This is a genomic window from Streptomyces sp. LUP47B (assembly GCF_001746295.1).
Classification (GTDB): domain Bacteria; phylum Actinomycetota; class Actinomycetes; order Streptomycetales; family Streptomycetaceae; genus Streptomyces.
Map to the genome: position 1 here is coordinate 1,407,669 of NZ_MJAH01000001.1, position 19,831 is coordinate 1,427,499.

The following is a 19,831-nucleotide window of genomic DNA, read 5'->3' on the forward strand; positions in this document are numbered from 1 at the left end:
GGTCGGTGTGCAGCTCTCGATGCACTTCACCATACCCCTGGGGGGTATCAAGTCAACCGCTCGATTAACTTGCTTCAGATACCCACCGGGGGTATACAGGACTCGCGACCTTCCATACCCCCACCCCGTATCTACAAGGAGCAGCCATGACCACCACCGCAGCAGCCGAGACCGAGCTGGCCATCGGCGGCATGACCTGCGCCTCGTGCGCGGCGCGCATCGAGAAGAAGCTGAACCGGATGGACGGGGTCACCGCCACCGTCAACTACGCCACCGAGAAGGCCAAGGTCGCCCACAACGCCGGCGTCTCGGTCCAGGACCTGATAGCGACCGTCGAGAAGACCGGATACACGGCCCGGGAACCGGAACCACCCGAGCCGTCCGCACCCGACGAGGAAGAGCCCGACGAACTGCGTTCCCTGCGCGAGCGGTTGGTGACCGCCGTGCTGCTGGCGGTGCCCGTCGTCGCGATGGCGATGATCCCGGCGCTGCAGTTCGAGTACTGGCAGTGGCTGTCCCTGACATTGGCGGCGCCCGTGGTGACGTATGCCGGATGGCCCTTCCACAAGGCGGCGTTCACCAATGCGCGGCACGGCGCGGCCACCATGGACACGCTGATCTCGGTCGGCACGACGGCCGCCTTCGGCTGGTCGCTGTGGGCGCTGTTCCTCGGGACCGCGGGCATGCCGGGTATGAAGCATCCCTTCGAGCTGACGATCGCCCGTGGTGACGGCACCGGGAACCTGTACCTGGAGGCCGCGGCCGGGGTCACCGCGTTCATCCTGGCCGGGCGGTACTTCGAGGCCCGCTCCAAGCGCAAGGCGGGCGCGGCCCTGAAGGCGCTGCTGGAACTGGGCGCGAAGGACGTCACCGTGCTGCACTCGGGCGGGCACGAACAGACCGTCCCGATCACGGAGTCGAAGGTCGGCGACCGCTTCCTCGTCCGTCCCGGCGAGAAGATCGCGACCGACGGGACCGTCGTCGAGGGCTCCTCCGCCGTGGACGCCTCGATGCTCACGGGTGAGTCCGTGCCGGTGGAGGTCGCCCCCGGAGACTCCGTCACCGGCGCCACCCTCAACGCGGGCGGACGCCTCGTCGTCGAGGCGACCCGGGTCGGCTCCGACACCCAACTGGCCAGGATGGCCAAGCTGGTCGAGGACGCCCAGAACGGCAAGGCGGCCGCTCAACGGCTCGCGGACCGGATCTCCGCGGTGTTCGTGCCGGTCGTCATCGCGCTCGCCCTCGGCACCCTGGGCTTCTGGCTCGGCAACGGCGCCGATGCGGCCGCCGCGTTCACCGCCGCCGTCGCCGTACTGATCATCGCCTGCCCGTGCGCCCTCGGACTCGCCACGCCGACCGCTCTGCTGGTCGGGACCGGGCGCGGCGCCCAACTCGGCATCCTCATCAAGGGCCCCGAGGTCCTGGAGTCCACCCGCAAGGTGGACACCGTGGTCCTGGACAAGACCGGCACCGTCACCACGGGCCGGATGACCCTGCTGGCCGTGCACCCGGCGGACGGTACCGACGAGGCCGAAGTCCTGCGGCTCGCGGGTGCTTTGGAGCACGCGTCGGAGCACCCGGTCGCCCGCGCGGTCGCCGACGGGGCGATGGAGAAGCTGGGTTCTCTGCCCACTCCGGAGGACTTCGCGAACGTGCCGGGGCTCGGTGTGCAGGGCATCGTCGACGGTCACGCCGTGCTCGTCGGCCGCGAGCGCCTGCTCGCCGACTGGTCCTTGGAGCTGCCCGAGGAGCTGCGACGGGTCAAGTCGGAGGCGGAAGCCCTCGGCCGTACGGCGATCGCGGTCGCCTGGGACGGCGAGGCGCGGGCCGTGCTCGAGGTCGCCGACGCGGTCAAGGACACCAGCCGTGAGGCGATCGTCCGCCTGCGCGCGCTCGGCCTCACGCCGGTCCTGCTGACCGGTGACAACCGGGCCGTGGCCGAATCCGTGGCCCGAGAGGTCGGCATCGACTCGGAGCAGGTGATCGCCGAGGTGCTGCCGCAGGACAAGGTCGACGTCGTCAAGCGGCTTCAGGCGGAGGGCCGTTCGGTCGCGATGGTCGGTGACGGTGTCAACGACGCGGCCGCGCTGGCGCAGGCCGACCTGGGCCTGGCGATGGGCACCGGCACGGACGCCGCGATCGAGGCGGGCGATCTGACCCTCGTCCGGGGCGACCTGCGGGCGGCTGCGGACGCCATCCGCCTCGCCCGCCGCACCCTGGGGACGATCCGGTCCAACCTCTTCTGGGCCTTCGCCTACAACGTGGCCGCGCTGCCGCTGGCGGCGGCCGGACTGCTCAACCCGATGCTCGCGGGGGCGGCGATGGCGTTCTCGTCGGTGTTCGTGGTCGGCAACTCGCTGCGGCTGCGGTCGTTCCGAGCCGCCTGACCCGATCGGCCGGCGGGCAGGGACTCCGAGACCAGGAGCCCCTGCCCGCCAGGCCGCGAGCCGAACATGTACAGCAGTGAGCGCGAGCGCCGAACGGTCCAGGCACACCGCACCTCCCTGCGGCCGCCGTCCTTCCGAGCCGCCTCACCCGGCCGACCGGACGAACAGGCACTCCGAAACCACGAGCTCCCGCCCAGCCGCCCCTCAACCGAACGCCTTCACCGCCCGGCCGCGAGCCGGACCTGTACCGCGGTGAGCGCGAGCGCCAGCGGTCCGGGCACCAGGAAGGCCAGCGGCACCAGCATCCAGGCACAAAGGGCCGCCGTGGCCACGGCGAGCAGCACCAGGGCGCTGCCGCCGAGATCCCGTACGGCGTCCCGGGCGGCCTCCCGCACGGCGGCCGGCCAGTCGGTGAGCGACTCGGGGCGGGCGCAGGCCCGCAGACCCACCACCAGGGCGACCGCACCAATGCCGGCGGCCATCACCGCGAACAGCGGCGCCCCGGGCAGCCCGGCCCCGGCGAGCGCCAGGTCGGCCAGGAACAGCAGCGCGCCGACCAGGGCGACGGCACCCGCCGCCAGGTCACCGGCCCGCAGCCGACGCCGTAGCGCCGCGAAGTAACGTCCCGCGGTGGCCGGTTGCCCCTCCCCCGCACCGCGCAGGACCGCGCACGCCGTGGACAGCGCGGCCGGGGCCGTCACCACGGGCAGGCAGACCAGGGCCGTTGCCAGGCCGACGCTCAGCATGTCGGCGAACAGGGTCATCCTGGGCCCGAAGACCTCGCCCGGTTCACGAGTACGCATCCCGCTCATCCCTTGAGTCCCGAGCTCGCCATGCCCTCCACCAGGAACCGCTGGAAGGCGAGGAAGAACAGCACGATCGGCAGCAGCGCGATCACCGACATCGCGAACATGGGGCCGAACGCCGACTGGCTGGAGGCGTCCACGAATGACCTGAGGGCGAGCGTGAGCGTGAACTTGTCCGGGTCGAAGAGGTAGATGAGCTGGGTGAAGAAGTCGTTCCAGGTCCAGATGAAGGTGAAGATCGCCGTGGTGATCAGCGCGGGCCTGGTCAGCGGCAGCACGATCTGGAAGAAGCTGCGGAAGGGACCGCAGCCGTCGATGCGGGCGGCCTCCTCCAGCTCACGCGGCAGACCGCGCATGAACTGCACGATGAGGAAGACGAAGAACGCCTCCGTGGCCAGGAACTTGGGCAGGATCAGCGGCCAGTAGGTGTTCACCATGCCGAGCTTGTTGAAGATGATGTACTGCGGGATCAGGATCGCGTGGTGCGGCAGCATGATCGTGGCGATCATGAAGGCGAACATCGGGCCACGGAAACGGAAGCGCAGCCGGGCGAAGGCGTAGGCGGCGAGCGAGCAGCTGATCACGTTGCCGAGGACCGCGCCTCCCGCGATCAACAGCGAGTTGGACAGCAGCCGCCAGACGGAGACGTCGTTGACGCCCTCGAAGGCGGTCTCGTAGTTCGACCACTCCAGGTGGCTGGGCAGCAGGTCGAGGCTGGCGATCACCTCGTCGGCGGGCTTGAGCGAGGTGGCGAGCAGCCAGGCCAGCGGGTAGAGCATCACAAGCAGGGCAGCCAGACAGCCGAGGTGCAGGGCGACCCGCCCCCAGCGAACGGGCTTGCGGGCGGCGGCAGTTGATACGGAGGTCATCGGTCCCCCTCGGACGCGTAGAAGACCCAGGAACGCGAGGTGCGGAACAGCACCGCCGTGACGACGCCGATGACGAGCAGCAGCACCCAGGCCATGGCGGAGGCGTAGCCCATGTGGGAGGCGACGAAGCCGCGGTCGTAGAGGTACATCGTGTAGACGAGCGTGGAGTCGGCGGGGCCGCCCTTGCCCGCGCTCACCGCGAAGGCGGGCGTGAAGACCTGGAAGGCCTGGATGGTCTGGAGGACCAGGTTGAAGAAGAGCACCGGGGACAGCATGGGCACGGTGACGGACAGGAACTGCCGCCATGTCCCGGCCCCGTCGACGGCCGCCGCTTCGTAGAGCTCGGCGGGTATCTGTTGCAGACCCGCCAGGAAGATGACCATCGGCGCCCCGAACTGCCACACCGTCAGCAGCGCGACGGCCAGCAGCGCCCAGCCGGGCTTGTTGACCCAGCCGCCGGTGCCGAACAGGTTGTCCACGGTGCCGCCGTCGTTGAAGACGGCACGCCAGACGAGGGCGATGGACATGGACGCGCCGAGCAGCGAGGGGGCGTAGAACGCGGACCGGTAGAAGGCCTTGCCGCGTTTCATGGACTTCAGGGCGAGCGCGACGACCAGCGCGAGCGCCAGTTGGAGCGGCACGGCTATGACGACGTACATCAGGGTCGTCGTGACGGAACGCCAGTAGCGCGGGTCCTCGGTGAACATCTGCGTGTAGTTGCGCAGGCCCACCCAGTGGGGCGGGTCGAAGAGGTTGTAGTCGGTGAAGGACAGGTACAGCGAGACGGCCATCGGCAGCAGGGTGAGGACGCACGCGCCGAGGACCCACGGGGAGAGGAACACCCAGGCTGCGCCCTGACGTTCGCGCCTGGTTCGGCGCTTGGTGGTGGGGGCGGTGGCGCGCTTCTCCCCTGTCGGGATCGCGGTGGTGGTCATGACCTCAGCTCCGCCTTCGCCTCGGTGACGTAGTTCTCGGCCGCCTCGCGGGGCGTCATGCGCTCGTAGGACACCTGGTCGTAGTCACGCTGGAAGGTGCTCTGAAGAGCGTTGTCCCCGGAGGGCGGGGCCTGCGGCGGATCCTTCAGCTTCCCTTCCAGGGAGGCCTGGTAGTCGGCGACGGTCTTGTCGAAGTCCTTGAGGAGGGGTGCGGTCTCCTCGCGGATGGTCTCGTTGACGGGGATGCCGCGGGTGGCGCCGAGGATCTTCGCCGCGTCCTGGTCGTTGAGGAGGAAGTCGACGAGCTGGGCGGCCGCCTCGGCGTGGCCGGTGTGGGCGGAGACACCGAGGAACATCGACGGCTTGAAGTACTGCCCTGGCGTGCCGTCGGAGCCGGACGGCATGGGCCCCAGCGCGATCCCCGTCGGAATGATCGCGAGGTAACCGCTCGACGGAGCGTCCCAATTGGTGTCGGAGACCGCCTTGCCGCGGCCCAGCGGGGTGTTCTCGACGGAGCCGTCGAGCTGGGTGGTCTGCTCGGCCGGGGAGACGGCTCCCTCGCGCCTCAACCGGTCGGTGAAGGTCCACCACTTGGTGAGGTCGGCGGCGGTGAAGCCCAGTCCGCCCTCCTTGGTGTAGAGGGCCTTGCCCTGTCCGCGCAGCCACACCTCGAAGGCGTCCTCGCTCTGACCGGGATCGGTGGCGCCGGGTTCACCGGTCCTCTCCTCGATCGCGCGCACCGCCTGGGCCCAGTCGTCCCAGGTCCATCCCTGCGCGGGGAGCGGTACCCCGGAGGCCTTCCAGGCCTTGACGTCGTAGACGACGGTCTCGGTGCCCCGGCCCTGCGGGATCGCGTACTGGGTGCCGTCCACGCGTCCGGTGGCGAGCAGCCCGGAGTCGATCTCGGAGGTGCGCAGTACGTCCTTCTGCTTCGCCAGATCGAGCAGGACCCCGCCGGAGGCGTACTGGTCGATCTGGCGATAGTCGAGTTGCATCACGTCGGGTGCGTCGCCGCCCGTGGCCTGGACGGCGAGCTTCTGCTTGTAGGCGTCGTAACCCGAGAACGACGTCTGCACCTGTATGTTCGGGTGCTGTTTCTCGAACAGGGTGACGGCCTGTTCGGTGCGCTCCGCGCGGTCGGGGTTGCCCCACCACGTGTAGCGGAGCACGACCTTGCCACCGCCGACCGATTCTCCGGAGCCCCCGCAGCCGGCCGCCAGCGCGCAGAGCGCGAGTACGACGGCCGAAGCGCAGAACCCCTTTGTCCTGTGTCCGGGCATGCCGAGGTCACCTCATCCCTTCCTCGGACTTTCTACGGCCCCCCTCGGAAGTCCCCCCAGTACAAGCGGTGTTACTCGCCGCTGTAGGGCAGCGTCGTCCCCGGCAGGTTGTACTCGTCGCGTCGGCCGCACATCCCGAAGCCGCCGAGCCGGGTCGGTGCGGCCTCGTGGGCGGTCGCCTCGCCCAGATACGACGGCTCGCCGGACGCCAGCGCGTCGAGCTGGGCGCCGGTGCGCTCCGCGGTGGCCAGGGCCCCGGTCCGCCACAGCTCGCGCCAGGTGGGCACCTTGTCCCTTACCAGGCGGGCGGCGGCTTGCTGGAACTCCAGATACGGGCCGTTGTCTCCCGCGACCAGTGCCTCGCGCAGGCCGAGGTAGCCCTCGACGGCGAGATCCCGGCGCCGGCGGGCGGCCGCGGCCGTCTCCGGTCCCGTACCGGATGGGAGCCGGGCGGCCTCGGCGTACCGCGAGGGGTCGGCGAGCACCTCCGGCGGGAAGGTGAAGACGGCGTCCCCGGCCTCGGGCAGACCGCTGTTCTGCATCAGCACGGTGATGCGCAGATCGCCGCCCTGGACCATACGGTGCACGGTGCCCGGGGTGAACCAGGCGATCGAGCCCGGCTCCAGGGGGATCTCCCGGTAGCCGTCGGGGCTGAGCGTCTGCACCGCGCCCCGGCCGCCGGTGACGACGTAGGCCTCCGTGCAGACCAGGTGCAGATGCGGGCTGCCGCCGCAGACGCCGTCGGCGGCCTCCCAGTCGTAGGCGCTCAGGTGGGACAGGCCCACGGCGCCCGGCAGCGGGTGCGGAAGGCCGGGCTTCACCAGGACAGGCCTTCCAGACAGGAGGACACGCGTTCCTCGTCCCAGGCGCCGTCGGCCACGACCAGCCGGTAGCGGTATTCGAAGGACTCCCCCGGCGGCAGCTCGAACTCCTCGAAGAACGCCCAGGAGAACGCGACCGTCGGGAAGGGCTCGGAGCGCACGAACCAGTGCGACTCGTGGATCGCGTGCTGCGGGTCGAGGTTCTCGGGGGCGTGCGCGAAGACGAGCGTGGAGTGGGCGTCCACGTCGTCGTGCTCGGTGGTGAAGGCGAGCCAGGGGCTCTGGCTGCCCATCAGCTTGTCCGCGTCGCCGTCCGTGTCCGGGGCGAGGACCGAGCCACCGGTGAAGTCGCGGGGGCCGCGCCACTGCAGTCCGGTGTAACCGGCCATCTCACGGCCCGCGGTGGTGGGGGAACCGAAGGCGAGGGGCTCGGCACGCAGATTGGTGAGCCGGATCGACCAGTCGAGCGCCCAGGAGCCGGCGGCCTCGTCGACCGAGTGGACGGCCAGTCCCCGCTCTTCCCGGGCCCACTCCTCGCCGCCGTTCTCCACCCAGGTCAGCGCCTCGGTGACGTCCAGCCGGGCCTCGGAGACGGTGAACGCGGTGAAGCCGTCGTGCCGCATCGAGCCGACGCGCTCCGGCAGGGGCAGATAACCCTGGCCGTGCACATAGCAGTTGCCGCCCCAGAAGTTCTGCCCCGACAGATGACTCGCGGTCATCTGCAGGCCCTTGTGCCAGCGGTGGTCGTTGGGACGGTAGCCGGTCACCGTGCGGCCGCCGAGGGTGCGCACCGGGTGGGCGTAGGGCTTCTGGGCCTCGAAGGCCTCGGGGTCGGGTCGGTAGACGTAGCGGAGGATCTCCGTGCCGTTCGCCGCCTCGACGGCGATGTGCTCGCCGTGGACGTGGCTGACGCGGATGCTCATGCGCGCTCCTTGGGGGCCCAGTGGGGGTGGTCGCCGTGCATGGCCGGGTAGAAGGGGTCGCCCGGCGCGATCTCGCCGGCGTGCACGGGACGGCCCGTGAACGCGGACTTGTAGAGCGCGGCGGCGAACTCGAGGGTGGCACGTGCGTCGGCGCCGCTGCCGGGAGGCCTGACACCGTTGTCGTACGCGTCGAGGAGCGCGCCGAGCTGGGCCGCGTGCGAGCTGGGCACGTCGGCGGCGGGCGTACGCCAGGCGTCGACGCGGTCGGCGGCCACGTGGGGGGCGGGGGTGTAGGTCCAGTCCTGGTTGCGGTGCCCGTACAGGTGCGTGAGTTCGACGGTCGCGTCGGCGCAGTCGATGCGGACGCGGCTCACCTCGTCGGGTGACAGCACGCTGTTGACGACGGTGGCGAGGGCGCCGTTCTCGAACCGGACGAGGGCCGTGGAGACGTCCTCGCTCTCGGTGTCGTGGACCAGCCGGGCCGCCATCGCGCGGATCTCCGCCCACGGGCCGAGCAGGTGCAGGAGAAGGTCGTACTGGTGGATGCCGTGGCCCATGGTGGGGCCGCCGCCCTCACTGGCCCAGGTGCCGCGCCACGGTACGGCGTAGTAGGCGGCGTCCCGGTACCAGGTGGTCTGGCAGTGCGCGACGCGGGGGGCACCCAGCTCGCCGCTCGTGATCAGCTCGCGCGCGTGGACGGCGCCGGAGCCGTAGCGGTGCTGGAAGACCACGGAGGCGTAGGCCCCGGACGCCTCCTCGGCCGCCGCGATCTCGTCGTACTCGGCGAGCGACAGGGTCAGCGGCTTCTCGCACAGCACCCAGGCGCCCGCCTTGAGGGCGGCCACCGTCTGCTCCCGGTGCAGCGACGGCGGGGTGCCGATGAGGACCAGGTCGGGGCGTACGGCGTCCAGCATCCCGGCCATGGAGGTGTACCCGGCGACCTCGCCGCCCGCGAGCTCCCGGAAGGCGTCGAGTCTGCCCTGGTCCACGTCGACGGCGGCGACCAGTTCCGTGCGCTCGGCGTGGGCCCTGAGCGCGGACAGATGGCTGCCGCTGACGATGGCGCCGGTGCCGACCACGGCTACGCGGCGGCGGGCTGGACGGGGCATACGGGTCCTCCTCGGACGTCCGGCAAGGGGACGCTGACATGCGGGGAAAGCGCTTGCTCTCCCGGAGTCGACCCTAGATCCCCGGCGATTGTCCTAACAAGACCCCGGGCGGTGATATCGGTGAACACGGCACGCACACAGCTCGTTCACTTGCCTGACTCAAGTAATTCGGCGGGTGCGCCTCCACACACGCTTCCCGGTGCTCCGGGTGTGCACGAAAGCCCCGGTCAGAGAGCCGCGAACAGGTCGTCGAGCGGGGCGGGTACGCGGTCGGGGTCGAGCGCCTCGACGAGGACGCGGCCGTAGTGGATCTTGCGTCCCTTCTTGGTACCGAGGAAGCGCCGCAGCTGCTGCTCAGCGGTGCGGCCCTGCTGGGCGGGCTGGGACAGGAAGGTCTGCAGGGGCCGCAGATCGCCCTCCTCGCGCACCAGTTCCTTCACCCGTGCCACACCCAGCGCGCGGATGAGCTCGTCCTCCAGGTCCGCCGCGCAGACGAAGTACCCGTCCGGTGTCGCGCCGGCCCGCTCCCAGCCGCGGGCATAGAAAGGCCGTTCCCTCTCGTCGCACAGTCCCGTCAGACGCAGGCCCAGGCCCGAGGGGCCGAGCAGGCCCGCGAAGCGGCCGACGCTCATCGCCCCGCCCATCGCCAGGACGCAGAGCCCCTCGGCGGCCAGGTCCCGGTCCCGGCTCCCGGCCAGCGCGTCGACCGCCGCCGCGTCGCTCGGCCCTTCCAGCAGGACGACGGTCCGGACGGACAGCCGTGCGGCCAGTTCGCGTGCCGGGTCGCCGGGGCCACCGGCCGCCCACGCCGTGACCGCGTCCCGGAACTCCCCCATGTCAGCCATGGGAGGAGTCTGTGCCCTCACGGGCTCCGGCGACAGGCAATTTCCGCCGGCCTCACCGGCTCGCGTCGCCGTGGATCACCCGGATCGTGGATGAGAGGAGTCTGCGCCCTCACCGCCCCGCCGACAGGCGAATTCCGCCGGCCTCACCGGCTCGCGTCGCCGTGGATCACCCGGACCGTGGATGAGGGATCTGTGCCCTCACCGCCCCCGCCGACAGGCAGTTTCCGCCCGTCTCACCTGCTCGCCTCCCCGTGGGTCACCCGGATCTTGGACTGGCCGTGCGGGAGTTCCTCCCAGTCGTCCATGAACCGGGCCAACAGACCGTGCTTCCCGGCCAGCCCGACGAGCGTCTCGACGCGGTAGTAGAAGTCCTCCCGGAGCACGTGGTGCTCCTCGCCCTCGGTGCGGTCGAAGGTGAAGTCGAACCAGCCGCCCGGGGCGAGCACCCGGCCGACGTTGGCCAGACACTCCTCGATCACCGGCAGCGGCGAGTGCGAGAAGACGCTGTGCGCGTGGACGACGTCGAAGTGGGCGTCCGGCAGGAACCGCAGCGTCAGGTCGCGCACCGGGGTGAGGTTCGGCAGCCGCTTCTGAAGAGACATGTCGACGATCGTGTCCTGTGCGGCGAAGAGGATGTCGGGCGAGATGTCGATGCCGTGGTAATTCCCCGGCTCCAGGTGGCGGATGAACCGCCAGCCGCCGCGCAGGTTGCCGCAGCCGATCTCCAGCATGCGGTGCTCGGGGCGCAGCCCGTGGCCGAGGAGGTAGTCGAACTGCATCGCCCCGAGCGCCAGCCAGCGCTCCCGGTTGCGGCTGCCGACGGCCGCGTCCGGGTCGGTCCGGGTGTCGGAGCGCATCACCGCGCGGTAGTAGGAGATGTGGTCCGGGTGCCGGCGGCGCAGCCACAGGTCGCGGGCGGCGCGGGCCACATGGCGGGGCACCCGGTCGGGGTGCCGCAGGGCGTAGCCGACGCGGTGGCCGAGGGCGGCGCGGTTGGCGGTGAGGTTCTTGGCGGGCATCGTGAGGCCTTTCGCAGGTCGTCGCTCTGCTGCCAGCCTCGACGCGGAGACCGGGCCTCCGGCTCGGCCAACGGGCTCCCGCTGCCGAGCGGTTCGGGCGACCGGCATGTCAGCCGATCGGTTGATGCGATCCTGCGTCCGGCACGTTAGACACGGAGGATGAACCACTCCGATCCGGACGAGCGCTGGCTGGGCGCGATCGTGCACGGCGCGTTCTTCCTGCTGCTCGGCTCGTCGTTCGCCCGCTTCCTGACCCGCGATCAGGGCGGAGCGCGCACCGGCTGGGTGGTGGCGCTGTTCGCCTTCTTCTGTGTGCTGTACGTCCTCGGACATCTGGTGGCCCCGCCGCCCCGCCCGGGACTGCCGCCCACCCGGCGCCATCTGGTCTGGCTGGGCTCGGTCACCGCCGTCTGGGTCGTCCTGCTGGCCCTCGCGCCGAGCGCCACCTGGTGTGTGATGCCCCTGTTGTTCGCCGGTCTGCACGCGTTGCCGCCGAGGATCGCGGTGCCCGTGGCGGCCGTGCTCACCGCGCTGGTCGTGGTCTCGGAGATACGGGTGGCCGACGGGCCGCTCAATCCGAACATGGTCGTGGCCCCGCCGGCCGTCGCCGCGGTCGCCACCGCCGTACTGGTGCATCTGCAGCGGCAGGGGGCCCGGCAGCGCCTGCTGATCGAGGACTTGGTGCGCACCCGGCACGAACTCGCGGCCACCGAACGGCGGGCCGGTGTCCTGGCGGAGCGCCAGCGGCTGTCCGCGGAGATCCACGACACCCTCGCGCAGGGGCTGTCCAGTCAGCGGATGCTGCTCCAGGCCGCGGAGCGGGTGTGGGGCTCGGACCGGGACGCGGCCCGTGACCATGTCCGGGCGGCGGCGGAGATCACCTCGCACAGCCTCGCCGAGGCCCGCCGCTTCGTGCACGACCTTGCTCCCGCGGACCTCGCCGAGCGTTCCCTCGCCGAGGCCCTCGGTGCCCTCGCCCGGCGTGAGAGCGGTCCGGGGCTGACCGTGGAGTTCCGGCTCGAGGGGGATCCGGGTCCGCTGCCGGAGCGGGTGGCGGCGGCGCTGGTGCGGATCGCCCAGGGCGCGCTGGCCAACGTACGGGAGCATGCGGCGGCGACCCGGGCCGCGCTCACGTTGACGTGGCTGGACGATCAGGTCTCGCTGGACGTCGCGGACAACGGGCGGGGGTTCGAGCGGGCCGAGGCCCCCGGGTCCGGGTCGTCGACGCGTGGACACGGGCTTCCCGCCATGCGGATCCGGGCCCGCCAGGCCGGTGGCGGGCTCACCGTGGAGTCCACGCCGGGAGAGGGCACCGTGGTGTCGGTGGCCGTCCCGCTCACCGTCCCGCTCGTCGTCGAGGAGGCCGCCCTGTGAGTACACCGCCGCCCTCGTCCCCCGTCCGGCTCCTGCTCTGCGACGACCATGCCGTCGTACGGGCCGGACTGCGGGCTCTGCTGGCCAGCGCGGACGGCATCGACGTGGTCGGGGAGGCGGCCACCGGTGAGGAGGCGCTCGCCATGGCGGCCCACCTGGGCCCCGATGTCGTACTGATGGATCTTCAACTGGACGACGGCATGGACGGGGTGACGGCCATCCGGCAGTTGACGGCGGGAGGCTCTGGGGGTCCCCGCGTGCTGGTGCTCACCATGTTCGACACGGACGCCGACATCACCCGGGCCATCGAGGCGGGCGCCACCGGTTATCTCCTCAAGGCCGAGCAGCCGGAGGAGTTGTTCACGGCGATCCGCGACGCCGCGTCCGGCCGCAGCACGCTGTCCGCCCCGGTGGCCGACCGGCTGCTGACCCGGCTGCGGAGCCCGCACCCCGCCCTGTCCGCCCGCGAGCACGAGATCCTCGCGCAGCTCGCCCGTGGCCTCGGAAACCGGGAGATCGCCCGGGCCCTGTTCATCAGCGAGGCGACGGTCAAGACCCATCTTGGCCGGATCTACGGCAAGTTGGGCGTCGAGACCCGGGCGGGCGCGGTGGCCGTCGCCAAGGAACGACGGCTGCTGCCTTGACCGGGCGCGGGAACCAGGAGTATCCGATCCGCACTCTTCCGTTACGGCAGACACCCTTGACAGCATGCGTACTGTTTGGCGACGTTTGGTCCTTGCCGACATTTCGATCGGCGGGACGCGGACGCCGCGTCGTGGGGGGAATTGGGGGGAACGGTCGCCCATGCGATCCATGAGCAGTGACACGGACATAACGATCCACAGACCCGAAGAGCTCGGCACCTCGCTCCGCGAGGCCTGGCACCGGGCGATGGACGAGTCGCCCGAGTACGCCAACCCGTTCCTGGCACCGGAGTTCGCGGCCGGGATCGGCAGACACCGCCGCGGTGGCGCCCGGGTGGCGGTGCTGCACCAGCGCGGAGAGGCCGTGGGCTTCCTCCCGTACGAACGGGGTTCCTTCGGCGTCGGCCGTGCCATCGGACTCGGACTCTCCGACTGCCAGGGCCTCGTGCACCGCCCCGGGGTCACCTGGGACGCCCGGGCGCTGCTGAAGGCGTGCCGGCTCTCGGTGTTCGAGTTCGACCACCTCGTCGAGGAGCAGACGCCCTTCGCCCCCTACGTCACCGGCACGTTCGCCTCCCCGGTGATCGATCTCAAGGTCGGCAGCGACAGTTACCCGGAGTGGCTGCGCGGCGCGTACCCGGGGCTCGCCAAGACGACCCTCAAGAAGGAACGCCGGCTCACGCGCGACCTGGGTGAGATGCGGTTCGTGTTCGACGAGCGCGACCCGGGGGCGCTGCGCACCCTCATGCAGTGGAAGTCCGCCCAGTACCGCCGGACGGGCCGGATGGACCGGTTCGCGCGGCCGTGGATCGTCAGCCTGGTGGAGGACCTCTTCCAGGTCCGCGAGGAGCACTTCACCGGGCTCCTTTCGGTGGTGTACGCCGGTGACCGGCCGGTGGCCGCGCACTTCGGGCCGACCTCGCGCACGGTGTTCGCCCCCTGGTTCACCGCGTACGACCCCGAGCTGCGCTACTACTCCCCCGGTCTGATCATGCATCTGCGGATGGCCGAGGCGGCGGGCCGGCGCGGGGCGCGGCTCATGGACATGGGGCGCGGCGACAAGGAGTGGAAGGACTGGCTCAAGACCCGTGAGCTGCGCGTGGCGGAAGGATTCGCCACCCGTCGCCATCCGGTCGCGACGGCACACCGTCTGTGGCGCCGGCCCGTGCGGGGTCTGCGCAACACGGTCAACGCCCATCCGGCCCTGCGCGAGCCCGCCGACCGTCTCCTGAAGACCGTCGGCACCCTGCGCACCTCCGGGCACCGCTCGGACTCCGACAGCGCGGGACCGCCGGCGAGCTGACGAGCCCGCCACCTCCGGTTCGCGAGGGAGGTGGCGCCGACGCGTGTTCTCCTCCACGGTCCTTCCGTGGCCCATCGACACAAGGGGTGCCGATGCCCTATGGCTCGCGGCTGTCCGAGACGATGACCCGGCGACTGGGACGCGAGTGCGTCTACACGCCCTCGGCCCGGCTGGCCCTGTACCTGGCGCTCAGGCGCTGGTGCCGGCCGGGCGCGAGGGTGCTGATGTCACCGGTGAACGACGACGTGATCCTGTTCGTGGTCCTCGCGGCCGGGCTGCGCCCCGTGCAGGCCCCCGTGTCCGTGTGGGACGGCAACATCGACCCGGCCGCCGTACCGGAGTCGACCTGGCGCAACGTGGACGCGGTCCTGACCACCAACCTGTACGGCGTGCCCGACCGGGTTCTCGAACTGCGGCGCCGCTGCGAGCAGTTGGGGATCCCGCTGTTCGAGGACGCGGCGCACGCGATCGGCAGCCATGTGGCCGGACGGCCGGTCGGGACCTTCGGCAGGGCGGCGGCGTTCAGCCTGTCCAAGCACGTGGCCGGGATGGCGGGCGGTTTCCTCGCCGTCGAGGACGCGCGCACGCGACGGGAGCTGGAGCTGCTGCGGGACGATCTCCTGACCCCCGGCCGGCTGCGCGAGGACCTGGCCACGACCCTGCGCCCGCTGGCCCGGTCCGCCGTCCGGTCGCTCCATCTGGTGCGCCCGGTGTGGCGGACCATGGAGCGTCTGGGGCTGCTGGAACGCGACGCGTTCCGGATGGACCTGCGCGCGCCACGGCTCGCCGCCTCCGCGCGGGAGGCACCGAGCCTGACCGCCTACGAGCGGTGGGTCCGTGTCGATCTGCACGGCTACCGTTCCCGGCACGGCTCGCTGGTCCGCGGCCAGCTGAAGCTGCGGATGGCCCGGCTCGACGAGGACCTGGCCCGGCGCAGGGCCGGGGTCGCCCTGCTTGCGGGCACGCCGTGGGCCTCGCCGGCGCTGCGCGACCTGACGGCGCACGAGGGGCCCCTCCCCCTGTTCCGGGTGCCGCTCCTGGTCCACGACCGCGATTCCCTCGTCCAGCGGCTGGTGCGGCACGACGTGGTCTGCGGCTACATCTACGACCCGCCGCTGGACGACTACGCGGGTGCGGAGTTCGTCGAACCCTCCCCCGATCCGGCGCCCGCCCGCTGGTTCGCCGCGCACACGCTCCCGGCCGATCCGCTGCTGGCGCGCAGGATCGTGCGCGCCTTCACGAAGGAACGGGTGGCCGACGCGCACCCCTCACTGCTGCGGCCGGTTCCGGACGTCACCCCGCCCCGTTTGCTGGGGCAGTGAGCTGTGGCACCCCGGCGATCGATCAAAACATCAGGGGGTTAGCATATGAGCGCCGCCTAGCTCGAAAGAGAATTCTGTGACTGTCAAGGACGACTCGTTCACCGACTGGAAGAACCGCGAGGAGATCGCGGAATCGATGATCCCGATGATCGGGAGGCTGCACAGGGAGCGGGACGTCACGGTTCTGCTGCACAGCCGTTCCCTGGTGAACAAGTCGGTGGTCAGCATCCTCAAGACCCACCGGTTCGCCCGGCAGATCGCCGGTGAGGAGCTCTCCGTCACCGACACGCTGCCCTTCGTCCAGGCGCTCACGACGCTGGACCTCGGCCCCTCGCAGATCGACATCGGCCGGCTCGCCGAGATCCACCAGGCCGACGACCGAGGGCTGTCGGTGGCCGAGTTCACCGCCGAGGCCGTGGCCGGCGCGACGGGCGGCAACAAGATCGACCGCCGTGAGCCGCGGGACGTCGTCCTCTACGGCTTCGGCCGCATCGGCCGCCTGGTGGCCCGGCTGCTGATCGAGAAGGCGGGCTCCGGCAACGGCCTCAGGCTGCGCGCGATCGTGGTCCGCGGGGGCGGCGACCAGGACATCATCAAGCGCGCCTCACTGCTGCGCCGGGACTCCATCCACGGCCAGATCCAGGGCACGATCACCGTCGACGAGGCCGAGAGCGCGATCATCGCCAACGGCAACACCATCAAGGTGATCTACGCGAACGACCCCTCCGAGGTCGACTACACGGCGTACGGCATCAACAACGCCATCCTCATCGACAACACCGGCAAGTGGCGCGACCGCGAGGGCCTCTCCCAGCATCTGCGCCCCGGCATCGACAAGGTCGTTCTGACCGCGCCGGGCAAGGGCGACGTCCCCAACATCGTGCACGGCGTCAACCACGACACGATCAAGCCGGACGAGCAGATCCTCTCCTGCGCGTCCTGCACCACCAACGCGATCGTGCCGCCGCTGAAGGCGATGGCCGACGAGTACGGCGTGCTGCGCGGCCACGTGGAGACGGTCCACTCGTTCACCAACGACCAGAACCTGCTGGACAACTACCACAAGGCCGACCGCCGGGGCCGTTCGGCGCCGCTCAACATGGTCATCACGGAGACGGGCGCCGCTTCCGCCGTCGCCAAGGCGCTGCCCGACCTCAAGGCGCCGATCACCGGCAGCTCGATCCGGGTCCCGGTACCGGACGTCTCCATCGCGATCCTGAGCCTGCGCCTGGGCCGTGAGACCACCCGCGAGGAGGTCCTCGACCACCTGAGGGACGTCTCGCTGACCTCCCCGCTCAAGCGCCAGATCGACTTCACCACGGCCCCCGACGCGGTCTCCAGCGACTTCATCGGCTCGCGCCACTCCTCGATCGTCGACGCCGGCGCCACCAAGGTCGACGGCGACAACGCGATCCTCTACCTCTGGTACGACAACGAGTTCGGCTACTCCTGCCAGGTGGTCCGCGTCGTACAGCACGTGACCGGCGTGGAGTACCCGACGTATCCGGCGCCGGCGGTCTGATCCCGGCACGTCCACAGGCCCCCGGTACCGGCTCGGTCAGCGCCGTCGTTCCCGGTACGGGGTCGTACGGTCCGCCAGGCCGGCACGGCGAGGGGTGATCCCGCTCCTGCTTTTCCGGGCCCTAATGCCCCCGGAACGCCTCCTCCAGCCACCACGCCCCACGGTCCCGGACCACCTTGGCGTCGATCAGCAGCGGGACGGACCGTGGCCCGGCGACCCAGTCCTCCACGGCCTTCAGATCCGCGCGCGTGTGCACGGTCACCCCCTCGAAGCCGTAACCGCGGGCCACGGCCGCGATGTCCGTCGGCGGGAACTCGACGGTGTCGAGCGGGTGTCCGTCGGGGCCGAAGTGGTGCACCTCCGCTCCGTAGGCGTCGTCGTTGTACACGACGACGACCATGGGGAGCCCGAGCCGCCGTACCGTGTCCAGGTCGGCGGCGCCCATCAACGCCCCGCCGTCGCCGAGCGCGGCCACCGGCAGCCGGTCCGGACGGGCCAGGGCCGCGCCGATCGCGGTGGCGAGACCGAGGCCGATCGACTGGTAGGCCTGCGTGAAGCAGAAGCCGTCCTGGTCGGGCACCGACAGGAACATGCTCGGGTGCCCCATGAAGTTCCCGGAGTCGACGCCGATCACCCGCTCCGCGGGGAGGATGTCGTCGAGCGCGATGCTGAGCGTGCGGGGGTCGATCCGGTCACGGGTGCTCGTGTCGTCGTACGGCACGTCACGCCAGCGCACCCTCGTGGCCACGGCCTCCGCGATGTCGGGCGTCCGCAGGCCCTGCCGTCTCCCGCCGGGGGCCGCCAGGGCGTGCCGCGCGGTGAGTTCGACATCGCCGGTGACCCCGAGGTGCAGCTTCCGGTGCGCGCCGAGTGCGGAGGGGTCGTCGTCGACCTGCACGACGGTCGTGTCCGCACCGATCAAGGCGCCGTGCCGCATGGTCCACATGTTCAGCGCGCAGCCCCAGCCGACGATCAGGTCGGCCCCGCCGATGAGTTCGGCCGCGAGGGGCGAGGCGAAGCCGCCGGACACGTCGAGCGACCAGGTGTTGTCGTGGAACAGCCCACGCGCCACGGCGGAGGTCGCCAGCAGGGCCCCGCAGCGTTCGGCGAGGGCTTCGAGGGCGTCCCGGGCCCCGGGTGAGCGCGCACCGCGTCCGGCGACGAAGACCGGCCGCCGGGCCCGCTCCAGCACCTGGGTCAGAGCCGCCACTTCGTCGGCGGACGGCTCGACCGCCGGTCGCCGCGGTGGCGGTGCGGCCTGGGCGAGGGCATCGTCGGGGACGTCCGACGCCTGTACGTCCAGGGGGACGTTGAGGAGCACCGTGCGTCGTTCGTGCAGGGCCCGCCGCACCGCCGCGCACGCCTGTCCTACGGCGTCCTCGGGTGACGCGACCCGCATCGGGACCGCGCCCACCGCCGCCCCCAACGCCTCCTGGTCGACATAGAAGTTGGAGGTCGGCCGGGTCACCTCGGCCGCCACCACGACGAGCGGTGTGCGGCTCTTGGCCGCCTCGGCGATCCCCGTCATCGCGTTGGTGAGCCCGGGCCCCTGGTGGACGCTCACCGCGGCCACCGTGCCGCTCACGCGCGCGTACGCGTCGGCCATCGTCGCCGCGCCGCCCTCGTGACGGGCGGCGACGAAACGGGCGCCCGCCGCGACCATGGCGTTGGTCAGATGGAAGTTGCCGGACCCCACGACGCCGAAGACCTGCTCGACACCCGCCGCGCACAGGGCCCGTCCGACGGCCTCCGCGACCTTCATGACCGCTCCACGAGGGCCAGCACGCGCGCGGGCGCGCCGGAGCCCGCGACGATGGACAGGGGTCCCGCGACCACGACACTGCCGGTCGCGGGCAGCGCGGCCAGGTTCTGGAGCTGGGTGAGGCCGTACTTGCCGCTACCCATCAGATGGGAGTGGCAGGGGAACGCCGGGTCGAAGGAGTGCCCGCGCCCGGCGTCCGTGCCGACCGTCTCGACACCGAGGCCGATCACGGGCGACTCCTCGGCCACCCAGCGGGCGCACTGCGGGGACAGGCCGGGAGTGTGGGGACCGTTCTCGTCGGCGTTGAGGAAGGCCTCCTGGGAATGTGAGCGGGCGTCCCAGCCGGTGCGCAACAGCAGCCAACCGCCGTCCGGCAGCGGTCCGTTGTGCTCCTCCCAGGCCTTGACGTGATCCACTTCCACGAGGAAGTCGGGGTCCTTGGCCACCTCGGCGGTGAAGTCCAGTACGGCGGCGGGGGCGATCAGCCGCTGGGCCGGGACGGAGGCCACGTCGGCGAGGTCCCGTCCGGTCACCCAGTGGTTCGGGGCGTCGAAGTGGGTGCCGGTGTGCTCGCCGCTGCGGAAGTTGTTCCAGTACCAGGCCGGGCCGCGGTCGTCGTACCGGCTGATCTCCTCCAGCTCGAAGACGGCCGTCTGGCCGAACTCCGGCGGAAGCTGGATCACGGGTGTGGACGACGACAACGGTGAGGTGAGATCGACGACTTCGATCGAATCGGCCCGCAGGGCGGACACCAGCGCGGCGAGAAGTGACGGCTGCTCGTGCATGAGGGCCTCCTGGAACACTCCGGGACCGACAGCATGTCACCGACCCTCCGGTCGGGGCCCGGCTTGGCGCACCGTGTCCGGCGATCCCACCCCGGTGCTGCGCCGGTGCGGCCCAGGGACCACGA

General features: G+C 71.2%; 17 protein-coding genes. 6 read left to right on the forward strand and 11 right to left on the reverse strand.

Annotated elements, in window-relative coordinates; genetic code table 11:
• The first annotated feature begins 146 nt into the window (after positions 1-146).
• Complete coding sequence (locus tag BFN33_RS06285) at positions 147-2,387, forward strand: cation-translocating P-type ATPase (protein WP_069758784.1); 2,241 nt, start codon at positions 147-149, stop codon at positions 2,385-2,387.
• A 218-nt stretch (positions 2,388-2,605) separates the two neighbouring features.
• On the opposite strand, the gene BFN33_RS06290 is transcribed toward BFN33_RS06285, so the two are convergent.
• The 9 genes from BFN33_RS06290 to BFN33_RS06330 all read right to left on the reverse strand — a co-directional run bounded on the left by BFN33_RS06290 (position 2,606) and on the right by BFN33_RS06330 (position 10,994).
• Entirely contained in the window at positions 2,606-3,199 is a 594-nt protein-coding gene (locus tag BFN33_RS06290) for a hypothetical protein (RefSeq protein ID WP_069758785.1), read from the reverse strand.
• Positions 3,196-4,062, reverse strand: a complete 867-nt coding sequence (locus BFN33_RS06295) for a carbohydrate ABC transporter permease (RefSeq protein WP_069758786.1) — start codon at positions 4,060-4,062, stop codon at positions 3,196-3,198. Before BFN33_RS06295 ends, BFN33_RS06290 begins: the two co-directional genes overlap by 4 nt.
• A complete protein-coding gene (locus BFN33_RS06300; RefSeq protein WP_069758787.1) occupies positions 4,059-4,997 on the reverse strand; it encodes a carbohydrate ABC transporter permease in 939 nt (312 codons plus the stop codon). Before BFN33_RS06300 ends, BFN33_RS06295 begins: the two co-directional genes overlap by 4 nt.
• Positions 4,994-6,277, reverse strand: coding sequence for an ABC transporter substrate-binding protein (locus BFN33_RS06305; protein WP_069758788.1), 1,284 nt, complete (start codon positions 6,275-6,277; stop codon positions 4,994-4,996). The genes BFN33_RS06300 and BFN33_RS06305 overlap by 4 nt, the downstream gene beginning before the upstream one ends.
• A 71-nt stretch (positions 6,278-6,348) precedes the next feature.
• The gene (locus tag BFN33_RS06310; RefSeq protein WP_256122644.1) at positions 6,349-7,098 is read right to left on the reverse strand and encodes a cupin; all 750 of its coding nucleotides are present in this window, start codon (positions 7,096-7,098) and stop codon (positions 6,349-6,351) included.
• A complete protein-coding gene (locus tag BFN33_RS06315) occupies positions 7,095-8,021 on the reverse strand; it encodes a PmoA family protein (protein WP_069758789.1) in 927 nt (308 codons plus the stop codon). Before BFN33_RS06315 ends, BFN33_RS06310 begins: the two co-directional genes overlap by 4 nt.
• On the reverse strand, positions 8,018-9,130 hold the full coding sequence (locus BFN33_RS06320; protein ID WP_069758790.1) for a Gfo/Idh/MocA family protein: 1,113 nt from the start codon (positions 9,128-9,130) through the stop codon (positions 8,018-8,020). Before BFN33_RS06320 ends, BFN33_RS06315 begins: the two co-directional genes overlap by 4 nt.
• Positions 9,131-9,357: 227 nt before the next feature.
• Positions 9,358-9,975, reverse strand: coding sequence for a TOPRIM nucleotidyl transferase/hydrolase domain-containing protein (locus BFN33_RS06325; protein WP_069758791.1), 618 nt, complete (start codon positions 9,973-9,975; stop codon positions 9,358-9,360).
• 233 nt (positions 9,976-10,208) lie between these two features.
• On the reverse strand, positions 10,209-10,994 hold the full coding sequence (locus tag BFN33_RS06330; RefSeq protein WP_069758792.1) for a class I SAM-dependent methyltransferase: 786 nt from the start codon (positions 10,992-10,994) through the stop codon (positions 10,209-10,211).
• Between the two features lie 159 nt (positions 10,995-11,153).
• Between BFN33_RS06330 and BFN33_RS06335 the strand changes: the two genes are divergently transcribed.
• The 5 genes from BFN33_RS06335 to BFN33_RS06355 all read left to right on the forward strand — a co-directional run bounded on the left by BFN33_RS06335 (position 11,154) and on the right by BFN33_RS06355 (position 17,159).
• Positions 11,154-12,368 (forward strand): sensor histidine kinase, encoded by a 1,215-nt coding sequence (locus tag BFN33_RS06335; RefSeq protein ID WP_069758793.1) that lies wholly within the window; start codon positions 11,154-11,156, stop codon positions 12,366-12,368.
• On the forward strand, positions 12,365-13,012 hold the full coding sequence (locus BFN33_RS06340) for a response regulator transcription factor (protein WP_069758794.1): 648 nt from the start codon (positions 12,365-12,367) through the stop codon (positions 13,010-13,012). The genes BFN33_RS06335 and BFN33_RS06340 overlap by 4 nt, the downstream gene beginning before the upstream one ends.
• 160 nt (positions 13,013-13,172) lie before the next feature.
• Entirely contained in the window at positions 13,173-14,315 is a 1,143-nt protein-coding gene (locus BFN33_RS06345) for a GNAT family N-acetyltransferase (RefSeq protein WP_069758795.1), read from the forward strand.
• A 92-nt stretch (positions 14,316-14,407) separates the two neighbouring features.
• Complete coding sequence (locus BFN33_RS06350; protein WP_069758796.1) at positions 14,408-15,637, forward strand: DegT/DnrJ/EryC1/StrS family aminotransferase; 1,230 nt, start codon at positions 14,408-14,410, stop codon at positions 15,635-15,637.
• 76 nt (positions 15,638-15,713) lie between these two features.
• Positions 15,714-17,159, forward strand: coding sequence for a glyceraldehyde-3-phosphate dehydrogenase (locus tag BFN33_RS06355; RefSeq protein WP_069758797.1), 1,446 nt, complete (start codon positions 15,714-15,716; stop codon positions 17,157-17,159).
• A gap of 121 nt (positions 17,160-17,280) precedes the next feature.
• On the opposite strand, the gene BFN33_RS06360 is transcribed toward BFN33_RS06355, so the two are convergent.
• Both BFN33_RS06360 and BFN33_RS06365 read right to left on the reverse strand, forming a co-directional pair.
• Positions 17,281-18,921, reverse strand: coding sequence for a thiamine pyrophosphate-binding protein (locus BFN33_RS06360; RefSeq protein ID WP_069758798.1), 1,641 nt, complete (start codon positions 18,919-18,921; stop codon positions 17,281-17,283).
• Positions 18,918-19,706, reverse strand: a complete 789-nt coding sequence (locus BFN33_RS06365; protein WP_069758975.1) for a cyclase family protein — start codon at positions 19,704-19,706, stop codon at positions 18,918-18,920. The genes BFN33_RS06360 and BFN33_RS06365 overlap by 4 nt, the downstream gene beginning before the upstream one ends.
• Positions 19,707-19,831: the final 125 nt, after the last annotated feature.

What these genes read in the sequence shown, in the direction of transcription:
- BFN33_RS06285 (WP_069758784.1), top strand. Translation starts at nt 147, where the DNA reads ATGACCACCACCGCAGCAGCCGAGACCGAGCTGGCCATCGGCGGCATG.
- BFN33_RS06290 (WP_069758785.1), bottom strand. Translation starts at nt 3,199, where the DNA reads ATGAGCGGGATGCGTACTCGTGAACCGGGCGAGGTCTTCGGGCCCAGG.
- BFN33_RS06295 (WP_069758786.1), bottom strand. Translation starts at nt 4,062, where the DNA reads ATGACCTCCGTATCAACTGCCGCCGCCCGCAAGCCCGTTCGCTGGGGG.
- BFN33_RS06300 (WP_069758787.1), bottom strand. Translation starts at nt 4,997, where the DNA reads ATGACCACCACCGCGATCCCGACAGGGGAGAAGCGCGCCACCGCCCCC.
- BFN33_RS06305 (WP_069758788.1), bottom strand. Translation starts at nt 6,277, where the DNA reads ATGCCCGGACACAGGACAAAGGGGTTCTGCGCTTCGGCCGTCGTACTC.
- BFN33_RS06315 (WP_069758789.1), bottom strand. Translation starts at nt 8,021, where the DNA reads ATGAGCATCCGCGTCAGCCACGTCCACGGCGAGCACATCGCCGTCGAG.
- BFN33_RS06320 (WP_069758790.1), bottom strand. Translation starts at nt 9,130, where the DNA reads ATGCCCCGTCCAGCCCGCCGCCGCGTAGCCGTGGTCGGCACCGGCGCC.
- BFN33_RS06325 (WP_069758791.1), bottom strand. Translation starts at nt 9,975, where the DNA reads ATGGCTGACATGGGGGAGTTCCGGGACGCGGTCACGGCGTGGGCGGCC.
- BFN33_RS06330 (WP_069758792.1), bottom strand. Translation starts at nt 10,994, where the DNA reads ATGCCCGCCAAGAACCTCACCGCCAACCGCGCCGCCCTCGGCCACCGC.
- BFN33_RS06335 (WP_069758793.1), top strand. Translation starts at nt 11,154, where the DNA reads ATGAACCACTCCGATCCGGACGAGCGCTGGCTGGGCGCGATCGTGCAC.
- BFN33_RS06345 (WP_069758795.1), top strand. Translation starts at nt 13,173, where the DNA reads ATGCGATCCATGAGCAGTGACACGGACATAACGATCCACAGACCCGAA.
- BFN33_RS06350 (WP_069758796.1), top strand. Translation starts at nt 14,408, where the DNA reads ATGCCCTATGGCTCGCGGCTGTCCGAGACGATGACCCGGCGACTGGGA.
- BFN33_RS06360 (WP_069758798.1), bottom strand. Translation starts at nt 18,921, where the DNA reads ATGAAGGTCGCGGAGGCCGTCGGACGGGCCCTGTGCGCGGCGGGTGTC.
- BFN33_RS06365 (WP_069758975.1), bottom strand. Translation starts at nt 19,706, where the DNA reads ATGCACGAGCAGCCGTCACTTCTCGCCGCGCTGGTGTCCGCCCTGCGG.